The 16,663-nt window shown below is 33.9% G+C and carries 18 protein-coding genes; 8 read left to right on the top strand and 10 right to left on the bottom strand.

Annotated features, from left to right (window positions below; translation table 11 throughout):
• Positions 1-51: 51 nt before the first annotated feature.
• Entirely contained in the window at positions 52-864 is an 813-nt protein-coding gene (locus OC457_RS14545) for an endonuclease/exonuclease/phosphatase family protein (protein ID WP_210436069.1), read from the top strand.
• A 77-nt stretch (positions 865-941) separates the two neighbouring features.
• Here the strand turns inward: OC457_RS14545 and OC457_RS14550 are convergent, their stop codons facing one another.
• Both OC457_RS14550 and OC457_RS14555 read right to left on the bottom strand, forming a co-directional pair.
• Positions 942-1,538 carry a DUF3157 family protein gene (locus OC457_RS14550; RefSeq protein WP_080174054.1) on the bottom strand — a complete coding sequence of 199 codons (597 nt, stop codon included), beginning with the start codon at positions 1,536-1,538 and terminating at the stop codon, positions 942-944.
• Between the two features lie 151 nt (positions 1,539-1,689).
• A complete protein-coding gene (locus OC457_RS14555) occupies positions 1,690-3,804 on the bottom strand; it encodes an FUSC family membrane protein (protein ID WP_235866911.1) in 2,115 nt (704 codons plus the stop codon).
• A gap of 251 nt (positions 3,805-4,055) precedes the next feature.
• On the opposite strand from OC457_RS14555, the gene OC457_RS14560 reads away from it, so the two are divergent.
• Positions 4,056-4,715 carry a nitroreductase family protein gene (locus OC457_RS14560; protein ID WP_080174055.1) on the top strand — a complete coding sequence of 220 codons (660 nt, stop codon included), beginning with the start codon at positions 4,056-4,058 and terminating at the stop codon, positions 4,713-4,715.
• A 90-nt stretch (positions 4,716-4,805) separates the two neighbouring features.
• Here the strand turns inward: OC457_RS14560 and OC457_RS14565 are convergent, their stop codons facing one another.
• From OC457_RS14565 to OC457_RS14575, 3 genes are all read right to left on the bottom strand, one after another.
• On the bottom strand, positions 4,806-5,732 hold the full coding sequence (locus OC457_RS14565) for a LysR family transcriptional regulator (protein ID WP_080174056.1): 927 nt from the start codon (positions 5,730-5,732) through the stop codon (positions 4,806-4,808).
• A 35-nt stretch (positions 5,733-5,767) separates the two neighbouring features.
• Positions 5,768-6,481: a sulfite exporter TauE/SafE family protein gene (locus tag OC457_RS14570; RefSeq protein WP_080174057.1), complete on the bottom strand. Its 714-nt coding sequence runs from the start codon at positions 6,479-6,481 to the stop codon at positions 5,768-5,770.
• Positions 6,482-6,624: 143 nt separating this feature from the next.
• Positions 6,625-7,371 carry a hypothetical protein gene (locus OC457_RS14575; RefSeq protein WP_080174058.1) on the bottom strand — a complete coding sequence of 249 codons (747 nt, stop codon included), beginning with the start codon at positions 7,369-7,371 and terminating at the stop codon, positions 6,625-6,627.
• Positions 7,372-7,549: 178 nt separating this feature from the next.
• Here OC457_RS14575 and OC457_RS14580 point away from each other — a divergent pair, with 178 nt between their 5' ends.
• The gene (locus OC457_RS14580) at positions 7,550-7,873 is read left to right on the top strand and encodes a hypothetical protein (protein ID WP_080174059.1); all 324 of its coding nucleotides are present in this window, start codon (positions 7,550-7,552) and stop codon (positions 7,871-7,873) included.
• Positions 7,874-7,968: 95 nt separating this feature from the next.
• Here the strand turns inward: OC457_RS14580 and OC457_RS14585 are convergent, their stop codons facing one another.
• The 5 genes from OC457_RS14585 to OC457_RS14605 all read right to left on the bottom strand — a co-directional run bounded on the left by OC457_RS14585 (position 7,969) and on the right by OC457_RS14605 (position 12,707).
• Complete coding sequence (locus tag OC457_RS14585; protein WP_080174060.1) at positions 7,969-8,427, bottom strand: NfeD family protein; 459 nt, start codon at positions 8,425-8,427, stop codon at positions 7,969-7,971.
• 17 nt (positions 8,428-8,444) lie between these two features.
• Positions 8,445-9,401 (bottom strand): SPFH domain-containing protein, encoded by a 957-nt coding sequence (locus OC457_RS14590; RefSeq protein WP_210436070.1) that lies wholly within the window; start codon positions 9,399-9,401, stop codon positions 8,445-8,447.
• Between the two features lie 214 nt (positions 9,402-9,615).
• On the bottom strand, positions 9,616-10,701 hold the full coding sequence (locus tag OC457_RS14595) for an ElyC/SanA/YdcF family protein (protein WP_080174062.1): 1,086 nt from the start codon (positions 10,699-10,701) through the stop codon (positions 9,616-9,618).
• Between the two features lie 132 nt (positions 10,702-10,833).
• Complete coding sequence (locus OC457_RS14600) at positions 10,834-12,018, bottom strand: winged helix-turn-helix domain-containing protein (RefSeq protein WP_080174063.1); 1,185 nt, start codon at positions 12,016-12,018, stop codon at positions 10,834-10,836.
• 236 nt (positions 12,019-12,254) lie between these two features.
• On the bottom strand, positions 12,255-12,707 hold the full coding sequence (locus OC457_RS14605; protein ID WP_080174064.1) for a DUF3069 domain-containing protein: 453 nt from the start codon (positions 12,705-12,707) through the stop codon (positions 12,255-12,257).
• Between the two features lie 215 nt (positions 12,708-12,922).
• On the opposite strand from OC457_RS14605, the gene OC457_RS14610 reads away from it, so the two are divergent.
• The 5 genes from OC457_RS14610 (at position 12,923) to OC457_RS14630 (ending at position 16,596) form a co-directional block, all read left to right on the top strand.
• On the top strand, positions 12,923-13,897 hold the full coding sequence (locus OC457_RS14610; protein WP_080174065.1) for a GGDEF domain-containing response regulator: 975 nt from the start codon (positions 12,923-12,925) through the stop codon (positions 13,895-13,897).
• A gap of 183 nt (positions 13,898-14,080) precedes the next feature.
• A complete protein-coding gene (locus tag OC457_RS14615) occupies positions 14,081-14,740 on the top strand; it encodes a YceH family protein (RefSeq protein ID WP_162841681.1) in 660 nt (219 codons plus the stop codon).
• 112 nt (positions 14,741-14,852) lie between these two features.
• Positions 14,853-15,140 (top strand): GIY-YIG nuclease family protein, encoded by a 288-nt coding sequence (locus OC457_RS14620; protein ID WP_080174207.1) that lies wholly within the window; start codon positions 14,853-14,855, stop codon positions 15,138-15,140.
• 87 nt (positions 15,141-15,227) lie between these two features.
• Positions 15,228-15,770, top strand: a complete 543-nt coding sequence (locus OC457_RS14625; protein ID WP_080174067.1) for a YaeQ family protein — start codon at positions 15,228-15,230, stop codon at positions 15,768-15,770.
• Between the two features lie 169 nt (positions 15,771-15,939).
• The gene (locus OC457_RS14630; protein WP_080174068.1) at positions 15,940-16,596 is read left to right on the top strand and encodes a YdcF family protein; all 657 of its coding nucleotides are present in this window, start codon (positions 15,940-15,942) and stop codon (positions 16,594-16,596) included.
• The last annotated feature ends 67 nt before the right edge of the window (positions 16,597-16,663 follow it).

Consider the following 16,663-nt stretch of genomic DNA (forward strand, 5'->3'; position numbering starts at 1 on the left):
ACTGATGCTGCGCTTTTTTATCTCAATTTTTCATCAATAAGTGAATGATTTATGAAGTTATTGACACTAAATACCCATAGCTGGCAAGAAGATAAACAATTACAAAAATTAGAGATAGTTGCTCAAGCTATTATTGATCAAAACTGTGATGTTATTGCGCTACAGGAAGTTAATCAGCATCAGCTTAGCGGTGTTGTAAATGAATCAATATATAGTAATTCTCTTGTACATACAGACAATTATGGTTATTTATTACAGCAAAAGTTAGCTGAATTAGGTCATAATTATCAATTAACGTGGGATTTTGTTCATCAAAGTTATGAGGTTTATCAAGAAGGACTTGCATTCTTAAGTCGGTTGCCCATTATTGAACATCAGGTTATTGATCTAAATGATAATTATAATGAGAGTAATTGGAAACATCGTCGTGCTGTACGGATTAAAGTCGCTTATCAGCAACAGGAGTTAGACTTTTATAATTGCCATTGCGGCTGGTGGAATGATGAAGAAAGTTCGTTTTCGGAACATTTAAATCGAATTACAGCGACATTATCATCCCGTTTGAGCTTTTTGTTAGGCGATTTTAATAATCCTAGCCATGTTCGTCATCAAGGCTATGATTGTGCGTTACAGTGTCACTTGTTTGACTGTTATACCATGGCTGAAAGTAAGGATGCGGGAATAACCGTTGTTAAAAATATTGATGGCTGGCAGCAAAATAGCCAAGCATTACGGTTAGATTATATTTTTAGTAATCAGCAACTCGCTGTAAAACAACATCAAGTTATTTTTAATGGCCATTTTTATGATGTGGTATCTGATCACTTTGGTGTTATTACAGAAGTTAGTATTAGCACTGAATAGATACTAATTCGTATTATTGTGAGATCTTAATAAAGCTCAAATTCAAAGATAATTTGAGCTTTTTACTATGAATCTTATTATCTTAAATCAACATTAGTGATTTCAGCATTAATAAAATAACTGTCGGCTTTGGGGACATCAAAGGTAATAGGTTTACCTTTTTGCTGTGTTTTAGGTCGGAAATAAGTCTCTGGCATTCGGTTAATTGAGTGCCATACAGTAAAATCGTCAGTTGCAATTGTTTTACCTTGGGCATTGCTTAAATGAACTTTCATTGTGACATCAGTGACGGATTTTGAATTCTGGTTTGTCATCATGGTTGGAATAACGAGAGTGCCATTTTCATAATGTGCTGCCGTTAATAAAATATCTAGGCCACTGTCACTAAGCTGTTGAATTGCTTTTTTATCACCCAGTTTAATTACAACACCTTTTGAGGCACTAATGACGGGAATCGCCATTGTAGATGTTGCTATAACAGGAATTGCTGTAGTTGTTTGAGCGGCTGATGTTGTTAAGGAATCATTGGTTTGAGGTTTATATTGCCAAGTAAAGTTATCATGTAGAATAACTTGACGGCCATCATCAAGGGTTAGCGTTTGATTAGCAGCCCATGCTGAATGTGAAGCGATTAATGCAATAATGATACTGCACAGTTGAGTCTTTTTTAGCATTGTTATGTCCTTAACGTCTGATGCTTTAGGCTCATTATTCTAACAGTTTTATCGCTAAATAACGTTACATCAATTCTGATACTAATAGTCGTTATCAATAAGCCAGCTTTTATGGGCTGGCTTAAAGACAAATCATAGTGATAAAGAAATACTATGCGGGTTGGTGATCTATAGCATTAAGAAATAATGTAATTTCTTTTGAAAGTAATGCTATTAATTCATTATTATCAAGCCGATATATTTCGTCTTCTATATAAGTAAATGATTGATAAATAAACTGCTCTTGCTTGGATATATATTTAAACAGTTCTGTGTGATTTAATGATTGTTGTAACAGTTGTTGAAGTTGCACTAATGAGTGTATAGCATTCTTTAATTCAGATTCAACTTGAGCGCTTGGTACGATATTCTCTTTGTTTTCATTTAGTTGAGTTAATATTCGTAAAATAATATTAGAACTACGGCTACATAGAAGAATATGTTCGCTTGTTTGTGAGTTACGTTGTGGCTCACCTAAATATCCCATCCAATGGTCAAATAGGTTAGTGTCATAGACAACACAATCTTGGAAGTGATGTTGTAATTTTTCTGTGTGTTGTTGATCTTTATGGGACAAATAAAGATTAAAGCTAATCAAGTAATCTTTATAGCCTTTAATTGTTGTTGAAAGTTGGGTCGGGAATGATTTTTTTTGCCAACCAGGCGTTAAAATAAACACAAATATCAGTGGAATAAAGACTCCTAATACGGTGTTATCTAATCGTGGCAGCATGATATTGTCTCCCTGACCATTAAGGGAGAAGCCTGCAAATACAAATAAAGTAACGAAGAATACCGCAAATCCATAGTGACGCGCGGAAGTATGGAAAAATAGTACTGCCGCAATGCAAAATACAAAGGGTAAAATATCAGTAGATACTTGAAAGTGTAATAAACCGCCCACTACAATAAGTCCACAAATTGTACCGGTTAGACGTTGTAGAAGCCTTATCCATGTCATTGATAAATTTGGACGGAGAATCAGTAGGCTGGTCATTAATGTCCAAAAGCCAAAATCCAAATGCAACAAACGAACAATAATAAGACCAGTAGTAAGACTTAATGTTCCTCGAAGGGCATGGCGGAAATAACTTGATTTTAACGTCATTTGGCTTGTTAATTTAGACGCGATATCATGCCATTTCCACGTTAAAACTATTGGTTTAGGTACTATCTTATTCGTTATTTCTACCGTTGTGGATTTATTTTTAAGTTCTTGTAATAAAAGATAAATGATATCTAATTTATTAATGAAAGCATGTGCAGCTATTGCTTCATCTTGTGCATTTTCTGCAACTTGACATTGACGTAAGGTTTTAAAATCAATTTCTGGTATATCTAAAAAATGGACATTATTAACAGTTACTTGTGATAAATACTGACTAATTTGTTGGTTTGCATGATGAATACTTTCTAACCATTGTGGATTGTATTGTTTTAATAATGGTGTTGAAGTGAAATACATTAACCGTGTTTGTTCATTAATACGTTCCGCTATTTTTAAAAAACGGTAAATGTCTTGTAGTTTTGCACTATCTTCACCACAGCAAAATTGCTGATGAATACGATATTCAAGGGTATGGGATAGCGTCGCTATTTGTGAGCGAAATTGGGCTGATTTAATGAATAATTGGTTTTTATCTGTCGCTAAAACAAATGCTTTGTCATGAAGCATCAGCTTTTTAGCCAGTACTTGATAAAGATCGGATAAAAGGTCTTTGGATTCTTGATTTGGAAGGAAATAAATAGCTAAAGCTTGCCAGAAAATATACCACATTGCACCGCCAGTTAACCAAAGTGGTATTAGCCATACTGGGCGTCCTTCAAGATGTAATAACATTGCATAGATGGCTAAGAGGATGGCTGAAAAACCAATAGCACCTAATCGAGGCGTCAATACTGCTAACATAAACAGCGCAAAGCTTATTATTGCTAATGAAGCAATAAATAATAACGAGTGCGGAAATACGACTTCGATACCTAAACTGATGAAGAAAAAGAGAGGTAAGGCAATTAGAAAGTCAAAAATGCGGTATTTTGTTACGCTAGAGGTGTCAGCAAATCCACAGCTAATACTGCCGAGTGAAAAAGCAATCCCCATCGTGACATGCCCCATTAAAAATAATGGAATAGAACAGCTCACAAAGCTAAATGCGGCAATATTTGTTCTTAAATTAAAGAACGTTCGTAGTGATGGATAACGAAGCAAAATTTTTGATTGAATCATTGTTAGCACGATAGTTAAAAATGTAGATAAGAACTTCTAATCTATCGCTTGTTGGTATGTTTAGCCAGTGTTGAGACAAATATTAATGATAAAATTATATAAAAAATGATGTATTAGTGTGAGGAAGGTTTAACTTTTCAGTTCTATTATGGGTGAAAATGTCCATAATATTTGGCTGTATAGGCTATTTATCAAAATGGATTTCCTCTTTAGTATTGTTACATCAATATGTTAATTAAGAGATAGTATCTATGCAACATCAAATTATTACCGATTTGAATAATCGCTATACTACAAAACAATATGATAAAACTAAAAAAATCAGTGCTGATAATATAAATCTTATTAAAGATGCTATTCGTTTATCAGCTTCATCGATCAATTCTCAGCCATGGAAGTTTATTGTACTTGAAAGTGATGAGGCTAAGTTACGATTTTATCAAACATTTGAAAATAAATATCAATTTAATCAGCATCATGCAATAGAAGCATCGCATATTATTTTATTTGCATATAATCCATATTATACAAAAAATGATTATCGTAATGTCGTTGATGTAGAAGTATCAGCAGGGCATTTACCCGCAGAAAAATATAATGATATGTTAAATGGTGCTTATAGTTTTGCTGAACTCAATACTGATGCTACAGGGTTTAATGGTCATTGGACAAAAGCACAGACCTATATCGCATTGGGAAATACATTACATGTACTAGCACGTTTAGGTATTGCGTCAACAGCAATGGAAGGGGTTGATTCGCAATTAATTGGGTCTATTTTTAAGGATGAGCTTGACGGTTATATTTGTGATGTTGCTCTGGCGATGGGATATGCTTTAGAGGAGCAAGATTATAACTATGGTTTACCAAAAGCACGTTTGGCTGAAGTTGATGTTATTACCGTTATCTAATAGCATTAATAAATAGCGTGATAGTTATTTGAATGCGATAAAATATTCGAATAACTATCATGTTTATTTTATGTGATGAGTGATTTTTTATTAAGATAGATAGACTTCCCATCTTGGTGGCGTACCAATATAACATTGAACGGCATGAATAAATTCTTTCACAAGCATAGTATGCTTTCGATGCGGGTATATAGCATAAATTGCGGTATTAGAACGTGATATTATCATGTCAGGTAACAGTTGCACCAAGTCTAGTTTTTCCAGTGAATCTTCTAGGTTTGATAAATCTATTAATGCATAGCCTATTCCATCTTTTACTGCATTTATCATGGTTTTCACGTCACTAACTTTATATTTAGCCTGCATTTTATAAGCAGTAAAATCAGGATCTTGCTTGGTGCTTTTTATTTGTAATTGATCAAGAGTAACATCAATATTACTGTAAACAATAGATGGTAGTGCAATTAATTGCTGCGGTGATGTTGGGTAGCCATAACGATCGACAAAAGACGACGAGGCAATTAAAATATAATGGGTGTCAGCAATTTTTTTAGCGATTAAATTAGACTCATTTAACTGTCCTAACCGAAATGCGATATCAAATTGCTCTGAAATAATATCGGCTTTTTTATCATTGAGTGAATGGATAATTTGTACGTCTGGATATTGTGCCATAAAGCGAGAAATGACAGGTTGTAGGTAGCCTTGACCAAAATAAACAGGTGAAGTAATACGCAAAATGCCTTTAGGGTGTGATTGGTATGAGTCAGCAATAAGCTGAATATCATTTAAAACATCGTTGAGTTTAATTGTTTGTTTAAGAATATCTTCACCAGCAGAGGTTAATGAAAAAGATCGAGTGGAACGATTTAACAGTTGGACACCAAGATCAGATTCAAGTTTTTTTATTTGTTTTGATAACGATGAATTGTCCATGTCATGCAAAGCTGCCGCTTTAGAAAATGAGCCTAGATTCACAATATCAGCAAAGAGTAGTAGTTTGTTAGTCAGTGCCATTTTATGATCCTTAAATTTTATGATGTGGATAATTATTAGCTTTTGTAAATAGCAATAATGCCACAAATAAAGCATAAAACTAATGCACCATAGCGAATTGTTTGTTTAGGTAGTGATTGTGTAGTTTTTAATGCTAACCAATAGCCAGCCCAAGCTGCCGGAAGTAAGGGCAGGGTTAACCATAATTTTTCGCTATTTAAAAAGCCGACTGGTATCAGAGTCAGCAATGAAATTATCGAGCTGAAAACAAAGAATGCTGATAGATTTCCACGTAATTGATTGGCTTCTTGATGCTGTAATAAAATAGCCATTGGTGGACCACCAATGGCTGAACTTGTGCCAAATAATCCTGAGAAAAATCCAGCAATCACCATTCTTATTGGTGTTGGTTCTATTCTAAAAGGCATAACACTAATAAATACGGCCAGTAATACTAATAAGCCGACCCACAGTGATAATGTTTGGCTAGAGATAAAAATGAGCAAGGTTGCCCCTGCAATTGATCCTGGAATACGTCCAAGAATTGCCATTTTTAAGCCGCCTAATTCAATACTGTTACGATGCTTTAAGCTATTAAGTAATGAGATAAAGAGCGCAACCAAACAGATTGGAGCTGGTACATACTGTGGTGCAATAATAATAAGGATAGGAGCTGAAACGATAGCCAGACCAAAACCAATTGCTGTTTGTACAAAAGACCCGACAAAGATCATTGCAATGGCTAGTAATGTTGTTGGGTCAATAGTCATAATGAGGTTCTTACATTAAGAATCATAGAATATAGCTATTGTTATGCAGCATGTCTTTTTATGCAATCAAGAAATGAATGAGTAGGATATAAATAGTACAGATTAAAATCATATTAAATATTATAAATGTACTAATCTAGTTGCTATTCCGATAATTGATCTAACAAAACTAATCCTTGTTTTAGCCCATTAGATATTAAGACGTCATAAAAATCATCAATATCTGCTAAATATTGATTTATTGCCTGCTTTTCTTCGCTATTTTTTGTCATATTTAAAAATATAAGACACACTGTACCTGTTCGAGAATGAATCACTTGCTCTAGTAATCGCGATCCAGCTTTGGATGATAATTTAAGACCTAAATCAAGGCTGTTATTTGTCATGGCATGGCTAAAAACAGAGAGTAGCTCGTTATCAATATCTTCGGTTTGTGAAAACAGTGACGCTAGAAATTTAACATGTTTAGTTGCGAGTGCCGCAATCATATTTTCGAGATTTTCAGCCATCGGGACACTTTGCCACCGCAATATATCATTTGATGTTATTGTTGTTATTTGACCCAATGTGTCAGTTTTATTAATTGCAGTGTCATGATTCGAAACATAAAACATATCAAAGCAATGTTGAATAACCCATTCGAAATGGCTCTCTGGTACGATTATATCTTGGTTTGACAAAATATGTGCAGTGGTGTTTTTGGCTTCACTGTGAAGTGATTGCACCATTAAATAAAGAGTAAAAAATATTTTAGTTTGATGAATTGCTTCATTCATACGAGCATCAATAGATGATGAACGAGCGGTTAATTCTGTAAATGTCGCTATTTCCCTAACCGCGGCCTGAATATGCAGTTCGATACTTATCGTATCATTTAGTCTTGTACTCATTAGCGTATTCCTTTTTCGCTGGTACAATTTAATTGTGGTACAGGTTGGTGGGTTATGTCCAGTATGATAGTGAAATTGTAAATAATGTTCACTTTTTCTTAAGGGGGATTTAATGTACTCAAACTATGATCTTGTAAATTACAGTAATATACTATTATAAAAACAATAAGATGCATTTATGATGAATATTATTTATAGTGAAAATAGACATTTACGTAAATTTTTCCATTTACATGAGCAATATCAATCGATTATCTGTCAAGATGTCAGGGAGCGTTTACCTAAATTAATTACAGCGCAATCAGCAAAGATTAAAACGGCAAAACAGTTTCGTAATAATGGTCTAAAAATTTATGAGTATAAGATTATTGCGGCTAAAGATGCTGTCTTTCGGTTAGCTTATACATATTCTAATGATACTATTAATGTTATTTATATTAGTCAAACAATCATTAAACAGCAATTTTGTAAGCTATTAGAAAATACAGAACTTGTCGATTAATCAATATAATATAATCAAAAAAATAAAATAATAAGCCGTCAATTAATATTAACGGCTTATATGTTTATATTGTAAATAGATGTTATGTGTTTATTTTACAGTATGGTGTTATCTAGTGGTTCAACCCATAAAACACCCACTTCTTTTTTTACCACTTTAACCTTTACGCCTTTTTCTATTGTTGCAGTTGATTTAATTAACCATTGGATTCCAGAATAATTAAAGGTATAGCGTTCTGATGGTAATAAATCTTTTTCTAGTTTAAATGTTATAACGGCAAAATCAGTATTTACGTCAGTTTTAGTTGGTTTGTTTTGTAATTTTTTTAAGGGCTTCCAAAGAGCGATTGTTAACAATAATGTTATAATGGCTAAAGTTGAAAGCGTGCTTATCCAGTTAGCTTCAATAATTCCAATATAAATTAAACCACTGGTGAGTAGCATTGCAATGCCGAAAAATAGCAAGACCAATGTACTGCAACCAAGTATTAGTACTTCAATGATAAGGGCAAGTAAGCCCAATACCATTAATGTTTGTGAGATATTGCTAAACATACAACACCTTAATTATTCTAAGCGTTATTTTTCTGCGCTTTATTAATTGAGTTTATAATTGATAAACCCTGCGCAACCATAGAGCTTGCATTGGTTGAGTCTTCAGGTAATAAAACAACTGATGATTCTTTAGCGATGGCTTTTTTGGCTTCAATGGCCTTAGTTGCTAATTCAAGTTGAATCGCTTTTTGACCTTGTTCAGTATCAGCCGCTTCACCAATTTTACGTAATGCTTGTGCTTGTGCGTCTGCAACCGCCAAAATAGCCGCCGCTTCACCTTCTGCTCGAAGAATCTGTTCCTGTTTATCCGCTTCTGCGGCTAATACTTGAGCTTGTTTTTTACCTTCAGCTACGTTGATAGCTGACTGGCGATCGCCTTCTGACTCAAGAATTTGTGCTCTTTTCTCTCGTTCTGCCTTCATTTGAGCTTCCATTGCTTCCATAACAGAGCTTGGCGGCACAATGTCTTTAATCTCATAACGTAGAACTTGAACGCCCCAAGGGTCAGAAGCTGTGTTTATAGCAGCAACAATGTTTGCATTTAAAAGATCGCGCTCTTCAAATGTTTTATCTAATTCCATTTTACCTAATTCAGAACGCATGGTCGTTTGTGCAAGTTGAGTGACAGCAAATTTATAGTCATCAACACCATAGGTTGCTTTATAAGGTTCTAATACACGGAAATAAAGCACACCATCGACTACAAGGCTGATATTATCTTTAGTGATCGCCGATTGTGAAGGTACATCGACAGCCGTTTCTTTTAGGCTTCGTTTGGCACCAATACTGTCAATAAACGGAATAATAAAATTTAAGCCAGCTTCTTTTGTTGCGCGGTATTTTCCAAACCGCTCAATGAGCCATGCTTCATTTTGTGGCACAAAAATAATACTTAATTTAAGTGTAATAACAATAAATACGAGTAGGTATAATTGTGGGCTTGAGAGTAAATTAATAATAAAATCAAGTGGCATGATGCATTCCTTATGTTTTGTTATAATTTAGAAAGAGTTATAAATTACATCATACCATATCATACATGTCTCTTATGCTTATAAAAGGCTATTCAATTCGTGATATGTAACCATAGGAATATTTTATTATTATAGTTCGTTCTATAGTGAATGTTATGTTGTAGTCATATTTATTAAGCGGCAACCTTAATATTCAAAGCATAAATAGATTATTTTAGCGTTGATCTAAAGGGTATGAGCGGTAGCTCCGTAAACCATAAACACGAAGTGCATCACGATATATGCTGATTAATTCTTTATTGGAGGGAACGGTTAATATTGATAATGGTTTTTCTTCAACACTTACACTATCAAAAAGAATACCGCGAGGACCTGTTTGCCAACTGGCAATATCAAATAGAGTTTGACTGTGTCGAGCATAGTTAGCTGAATTGACAATTGTTGCATGGTCAATTTTATGACGGGCTAATGTATAACTGACATATAGTGCACTTTCAACAGTGCTTCGCGCATAGTTATCTTCAATAATTCGATGCGGAGATATTCCATGCTTAATAAGCCAGTTAGCCATCAGTTTACTTTCTGTATTATGATTGTTAGGTACACCTCCTGTAACAATAATAACGGCTTTTGGTGCCTGATTTGCAAGGGCTAGTGTTAGCTTAAGCCTTTGAATTAGAATATCACTCATGGTCCCATCAGAATGTGATGCATAACCTAAGCAAATAATAGCGGTATTGCCACTATAAGTTTTAAATGGCATTGTTTTAAGTGGTATCGCAATAACATGATCAACGGTATTTATAATGTGTTCTATATCAGCTTGACGTCCTGGATTAAGAGAGGCAAGTTTAGCCATTTGTTTGATAGATTCAGCATTATTACCTTTAAAATTTTGCCATACAGCAAGGTATGAAAGAATATCAATATCATCAGGAGCGACTGCCTGAGCTTGTGTAAAGAGTGCAATCGCACGATTGACATCACCCTTGTATATTTGGGCATTTGCAGCAGATATAAGTAAGTCAGTTCGATAAGGTTCAAGTTCATACGCTTGTAATAATTGTGAAGTCACAATATCAAGATTGTTTGGTGTTTGTACTGTAAAATCTGCTTGAGAGCTATGAGTAGGAGCCTGAAAGGCAATAAGTGCATTTGTAAGCAGCTTATCAACAACTTGGCGCTTAGCCGCATATGGTTTGATATCTGTTGGTGGTGTGATTAAATCATTAGCAATCACAAAAGTTGAATGTAAACAAAGTAAGCACCCAATAAGGGTTGTCGTTGTGTTTTTTTTCATCATTATTTAAGTATTATTATTTTGGTTGTCAATATACTAAATGGGAATGGTTAATAATGTGATCGTTTCGTGATATTTATTGTAAAATATTTGTATTTTTAATGGTGTCTCATGAGCTCAGTAAATGACGCGCTAACTGTAATATTTAGTTGGTAGCCATGTTAATGGATTATTCTTACCACTATGTAACCAATAAAGACCTGATTTTTCACTTAAAATAAGTTGTAATTGTTTTTGAGCTGCTACTATATATTTATAATAAAGGTCGTTATTACTAAACTCATTATTATTTGAATAATTCCAATGAAAAACTTTTGGCATTATTTTTAATGTTGTTATAAATTGAGAATCTTTTTTTATCATTATTAATGATTCTGCAGAAAGTGATGAAGCCTGATAACGTCCCGTTTTTTTATTCATGATAAATTTTATTTTTGAGTAATCGAAAGTATTATTTTTTTCTGTTGGTGAAATATAAATATTTGACATTTTTAATACTATATTAGTATCGGTAATGTCTAAACGGTAGGCGATAGACAAAGGTTCTTGAATTTCCTGTAATTCAACATTATTGTAAGTATGAAATATTTTATTATTCTTAATTATCAGTTGTGTAAAGTTGCCCCATGCATTGAGGGCTATTTTGTAATTGAAATCACTCATTGGTTTGCATTGCTTTGTATTTAAATTAATAGTACAACCAGCAATAGAGTAGAATTGATCTGATTTGTAAAAAAATAGTTTTTTATTTTTAATAATAGGCGATGTAAGAATAAATTTAGCTTTACCTATTAGATCAACTTGTTGTTTTAAATTATGACTAATAAAAGTAATATTATTAGAATTTATACTTATATGTTTAATTAAAAAATGTGTAGGTTTTATTTGAGAGGGGAACATATACCAAACATAACTACTAAATAATATGGTAGTTATTATACTTAAAGAGATAATAAATTTTTTATTAATATTTGTTTTTTGTGCATCAAGATCAATATATTCACGAGTAAAATCTTGAATTTGATAACCAATTCGAGGTAATGTTTCAATTACATCACCTTTGTTTTTTTCATTAAGCTTGACACGCAATGCTCGAATTACTTGAAATAATGATGCTTCTGTAACGATACTATCGGGCCAGCCAACTTTAAGTAAATCATCTTTAGTGACTGGTGTGTTGTGGTGTTTAATTAGGTGCTTAAGAATATATTGTTCTGACAAATTTAACTTGAGCGTAGATTCAGATGTTTTAAGTACACCTTGGCTGACAATGAAGCACACCTTTGTTTGAAATATTATTTGCTCAGTATTTGCCATTTATAAACCTTAATTATTTTTATAAAACAATGATAACATAACTGAGTGGTATTAAAATTGTCATTCAACATTAATGACTATAGTTAGTGTATAGCATAGTCTTTTTAGTTATTAATTTTTAAATTAAACAGCGGAAAATAAGTAATAATGGCGATACATTATCTAACAAATATGAGTGATCAAAATAAAGAAAGAGTGAGTCACTCTTTCTTTCATATTAATGAGTGTAATAATAATTACTTTTGAAAAATTTCAGTAAACTCACGTTTCATTGGTGGATTACGACGTGCTTTTTTCAATTGCTTACACATGTCTTTCACGCAATTACCTAATACTTTATCCAGCATTGATGCTTTGTATTCAGCTTGTTCTTCTGCGCCCATATCTTCTGGGAATTTTGTATCTTGCATTTCACCAAGAAAATCAACGCCAGAGTAACTTTGGCTTAGTGCAACTAAAGAATGAAATTGCTCAAAATTATCCAAAACATTTTGTGCACTTGCTGGTAATGCGTTCCATGCTTCACGTGAAGTCGGCTCTGATACCTTATAAACGTTGACAAGCATATCAATCAACTCTGCTGGTACTTCTTCAAATGTGACTACTTGGCGAAGTTCTGGAGAACAATCATCTAATGTAAATACAGTTTCTTCGATGATTTGTTCTTCGTTATTATTAATTTCAGACATAGTTTTTCCTAACGCATTGTGTTTTGAGAGGAGGAATCCTATATTCCTACTGATAAATGTCAATATATGATTATAAAAGTCATAATAAAATTTATTTTAGTGAATAGTCGTGGTGTAATCACGCTGTTAAGTTTTTTTTTTGATAATATGAATTTATGGCATGAAGAGTGCAATGTGTTTTATATTGTATGTTGGCTACCGTGAAAGGATTTAATATGGGAGCGATGCGGATCTTAATTGCTGATGATGTTGCTAGTGAGCGATTATATTTAGCTGCATGTTTAACAAATCTTGGTCATCATGTTAAGTCAGTATCATCAGGTGCTGAATTGTTGGAATGTTACGCAGTTTTTCAGCCTGATTTGTTATTAATTGATATTGAAATGCCAGGGAAAAATGGCATTGAATCAGTATATATCCTTCGACACCGGTATCCAGAGTGGGTGCCGATTATCTTTTTGAGCGGTCTTAATGATCCTCATATTATAGCGAAAGCAATTGATATTGGTGGTGATGATTATTTAGTTAAGCCTGTTAATTCAATTATTTTAGCTGCAAAAATGCAAGCAATGAGCCGTATTGCTGTAATGCGACAGAAGTTAAAACATACGACTGTACAATTGCAGAAAGTGAATAAGCTATTGTTAGAACAAGCTAATAAAGATCCATTAACCAAACTTGCTAATCGTCGTTATCTTGACCAAAAATTAAAAGAGTTTATAGCATTACATGGGCGTAATAATTTACCATTAACAATCATCCTGCTTGATGTCGATTTCTTCAAATTATTTAATGATTATCAAGGACATATAGAAGGAGATAATTGTTTAAAGTTATTATCATCAAACTTGAAAAAAACATTCAATAGGGCGGGGGAAATTTGTGGTCGTTATGGTGGTGAAGAATTTATTATACTTATTTGTAATTGTGATGAGAAACGCGCAATTAAAGAGTGCCAGCGTTTAAAAGATATGATTCAGCGGTTAGCAATACCACATGATGATTCATTAATTAGTGATCAATTAACGGTAAGTCAAGGTGCTATCTCATGGGTACCTACCGGATTGGAATTGGTCGAAAATTTATATCAAGCTGTTGATACCTTATTATATCAAGCAAAAGAAAATGGACGCGATCAATTTGTAACCGCAGAATACTCACATTCTTTAGTTAGTCATAATGAAAACTAATATTTAGTTGTTTATGTCTATAATTTGCATATTTTATAAGCTAACTACTTGCTGGCAAAGATAAATGTGCTAGTCTTCTTAAAGTATTTTGACACTGCCTTGTCGCAACGTTTTTATTGAGTAATAAGTGTCGAGATCTTACGTTTGCTAGAAAGCCATCTAAGTAAGATAAAGAGGATGATCATGGATATGCAGTTAACAGAACACCAGGCTCGAGTGATTGGTTGTTTACTAGAGAAAGAAATTACTACTCCAGATCAATATCCTTTAACGCTTAATGCGTTGACGACAGCATGTAATCAAAAATCAAGCAGGGAGCCTGTAATGGCGCTTGATGATGCTACGGTACTTGATACTCTTGAAGAGCTTAAAGAAAAACGTATGGTAAGCGACGTATCCAGTTTTGGTAGTCGTGTATCTAAGTTTCAGCATCGTTTTTGTAATACTGAGTTCGGTTCATTACAATTTACTAAGCAAGAATTAGCTGCAATTATTGTTCTATTATTACGAGGTCCACAAAGCGCGGGCGAAATTCGTACTCGTACTAACCGCTTATGTGACTTTTCTGATACACAAGAAGCTGAAACCGTACTTGAAAAATTAGCATCAACAGATAATGGGCCTTATGTTGTTAAGTTACCTAAAGAGTCAGGTAAGCGTGATTGCCGCTACATGCATTTACTCAGTGGTGAGATCGATATTAATAATTATTCGCCAGTAAAATCTGTAACCACGAGTAGTATTGTGAGTGAAGAGCGAATTATTGTATTAGAGCAAGATGTAGAACAGTTAAAGCAACAGCTTGCTGAGTTGCAAGAAATGTTAGAATCATTGACTGAGTAGTTTCTATTATTAATGAATACTGGTAGATTATCCTGCCTGTATTACTGCAGTTTTATTGTTTATATAGGCTCAACATTATGTGTTGGGCCTGTTTATTTTATGGCCTGTTATTATGTCGACCACGGCTTGGTTTGTTTATCTTATTCGTACTCATAAAGGAATGCTTTATTGTGGCGTTACTACTGATGTTTGTCGTCGTTTTGAAGAACATCAATATAGTAAAAAAGGAGCAAAATACCTTAAGGGGAAAGGGCCTTTGACATTAACATGGTCGCAAAAAGTTAACTCTAAACGTGATGCAATGCAATTTGAATATCGAATTAAAAAACGATTAACAAAAGCACAAAAAGAAGATCTTATTCAGCAAAATATATCGTTATATACATTATTTTCTGATTAAGGTTATATCGGTATTTTTTGTGTAGGTAAATAGGATATTAGTTATTTACCTGCACTATTATTTAGTAATAAACAGAAAGGGTTACCCATGGCGATCAGTGCCACTATATATAAAGTAAACATGAACGTAGCAGACATGGATCGCCATGTTTATCTGGATGGTCAGCACACTGTTGCTTGTCATCCATCAGAAACATTACAACGCTTTATGCTGCGAGTGCTTGCTTGGGGATTAAATGCAGATACAGAATTACAATTCACTAAAGGTGTAAGTTCTGCAGAAGAACCTGATTTGTGGACTAAAAACTTAGTCGATGACATTGAATTATGGGTAGAGTTGGGCTTACCTGACGAAAAACGTATTCGTAAAGCATCACATCGCGCTAAGAAAGTAATTGTTTATGCTTATGGTGATCATGCCGCTCCTGTGTGGTGGCAAGCGAATAAGACTAAAATTAGTGCATTAAATAATGTATCAGTTGTCTTTATCCGTGATGAAGAATTAAAAAGCTTAGAAACATTGGTTGAGCGTTCGATGCAGTTACAGTTAACGATTGAAAGTGAACAAGCATGGTTAAGTGATCAACACGGTACGAGTATCGCTATTTTACCAGAATGGTGGCAACGCTAATTAGTTAATAGTTAGTACAACTAAAGAAGTGGAATAAGTGAAGGCTTATTCCACTTTTTTATAGTTGTTAAAAGGGTTATAGGCTGGTAATTATTGATTCGCATTATGATTTTTTTATTGAGATCGCGTATCTTATAGAAATAATAGATTGATACCAAAAGGACTGCGTATGTCGTTAGGAATTTATCGTTCAGCTAACATTGTTTGGGACTATCATGTACTACATCAACCATTAGTGAACAGTGATTGCTTGTTTGTATTGTGTAGCAATGATATTCGAGTTGCAGAATATGCCGCGCAACTTTTTTTGAAAGGGTATGCACCTTATATAGTGTTCTCTGGTAATGTTGGTGAGATCTCTGAGGGACTATTTCCATGTTCTGAAGCGGAACATTTTGCGAATATTGCTCGTGAAATGGGGGTTCCGAGTGAATGTATTTATATTGAGCCTCTCGCAACGAATACGGGTGATAATATAATAAAAACGCGAGAATTACTTGCTCTTAAAAAGCTTGATCCTCAGCGATTTATCTTGGTTCAAAAGCCGTTTATGGAACGTCGAACGCTCGCAACGTTTGAAAAGTTATGGTTGAATAAGAACGCTGTGGTTACATCGCCACCATTAACATTTGATGAGTTTGCGAATGATGTGATTAGCTACGGTGATATGGTAAATGTGATGGTAGGGGATTTACAACGAATTCGTTATTATCCAGCATTAGGTTTTTCTACTGAACAGGTTATTCCAACGGTAGTGTGGCAAGCTTATGAGCATTTAGTCGCGACTGGATTTGACGATCATTTATCCTTAGATATTCCTCGATAGTGATCAGTTGTAAATAAAAAGGCATATTTCTTTAATTAGAAAATACGCCTTTTTATAGAGTGCTATT

Source organism: Photobacterium toruni, assembly GCF_024529955.1.
Taxonomy (GTDB): Bacteria; Pseudomonadota; Gammaproteobacteria; order Enterobacterales; family Vibrionaceae; genus Photobacterium; species Photobacterium toruni.

Bases quoted from the DNA above. Each gene is read 5' to 3' on its own strand.
- OC457_RS14545 (WP_210436069.1), top strand. From the start codon at position 52: ATGAAGTTATTGACACTAAATACCCATAGCTGGCAAGAAGATAAACAA.
- OC457_RS14550 (WP_080174054.1), bottom strand. From the start codon at position 1,538: ATGCTAAAAAAGACTCAACTGTGCAGTATCATTATTGCATTAATCGCT.
- OC457_RS14555 (WP_235866911.1), bottom strand. From the start codon at position 3,804: ATGATTCAATCAAAAATTTTGCTTCGTTATCCATCACTACGAACGTTC.
- OC457_RS14560 (WP_080174055.1), top strand. From the start codon at position 4,056: ATGCAACATCAAATTATTACCGATTTGAATAATCGCTATACTACAAAA.
- OC457_RS14565 (WP_080174056.1), bottom strand. From the start codon at position 5,732: ATGGCACTGACTAACAAACTACTACTCTTTGCTGATATTGTGAATCTA.
- OC457_RS14570 (WP_080174057.1), bottom strand. From the start codon at position 6,481: ATGACTATTGACCCAACAACATTACTAGCCATTGCAATGATCTTTGTC.
- OC457_RS14575 (WP_080174058.1), bottom strand. From the start codon at position 7,371: ATGAGTACAAGACTAAATGATACGATAAGTATCGAACTGCATATTCAG.
- OC457_RS14580 (WP_080174059.1), top strand. From the start codon at position 7,550: ATGATGAATATTATTTATAGTGAAAATAGACATTTACGTAAATTTTTC.
- OC457_RS14585 (WP_080174060.1), bottom strand. From the start codon at position 8,427: ATGTTTAGCAATATCTCACAAACATTAATGGTATTGGGCTTACTTGCC.
- OC457_RS14590 (WP_210436070.1), bottom strand. From the start codon at position 9,401: ATGCCACTTGATTTTATTATTAATTTACTCTCAAGCCCACAATTATAC.
- OC457_RS14595 (WP_080174062.1), bottom strand. From the start codon at position 10,701: ATGAAAAAAAACACAACGACAACCCTTATTGGGTGCTTACTTTGTTTA.
- OC457_RS14600 (WP_080174063.1), bottom strand. From the start codon at position 12,018: ATGGCAAATACTGAGCAAATAATATTTCAAACAAAGGTGTGCTTCATT.
- OC457_RS14605 (WP_080174064.1), bottom strand. From the start codon at position 12,707: ATGTCTGAAATTAATAATAACGAAGAACAAATCATCGAAGAAACTGTA.
- OC457_RS14610 (WP_080174065.1), top strand. From the start codon at position 12,923: ATGGGAGCGATGCGGATCTTAATTGCTGATGATGTTGCTAGTGAGCGA.
- OC457_RS14615 (WP_162841681.1), top strand. From the start codon at position 14,081: ATGGATATGCAGTTAACAGAACACCAGGCTCGAGTGATTGGTTGTTTA.
- OC457_RS14620 (WP_080174207.1), top strand. From the start codon at position 14,853: ATGTCGACCACGGCTTGGTTTGTTTATCTTATTCGTACTCATAAAGGA.
- OC457_RS14625 (WP_080174067.1), top strand. From the start codon at position 15,228: ATGGCGATCAGTGCCACTATATATAAAGTAAACATGAACGTAGCAGAC.
- OC457_RS14630 (WP_080174068.1), top strand. From the start codon at position 15,940: ATGTCGTTAGGAATTTATCGTTCAGCTAACATTGTTTGGGACTATCAT.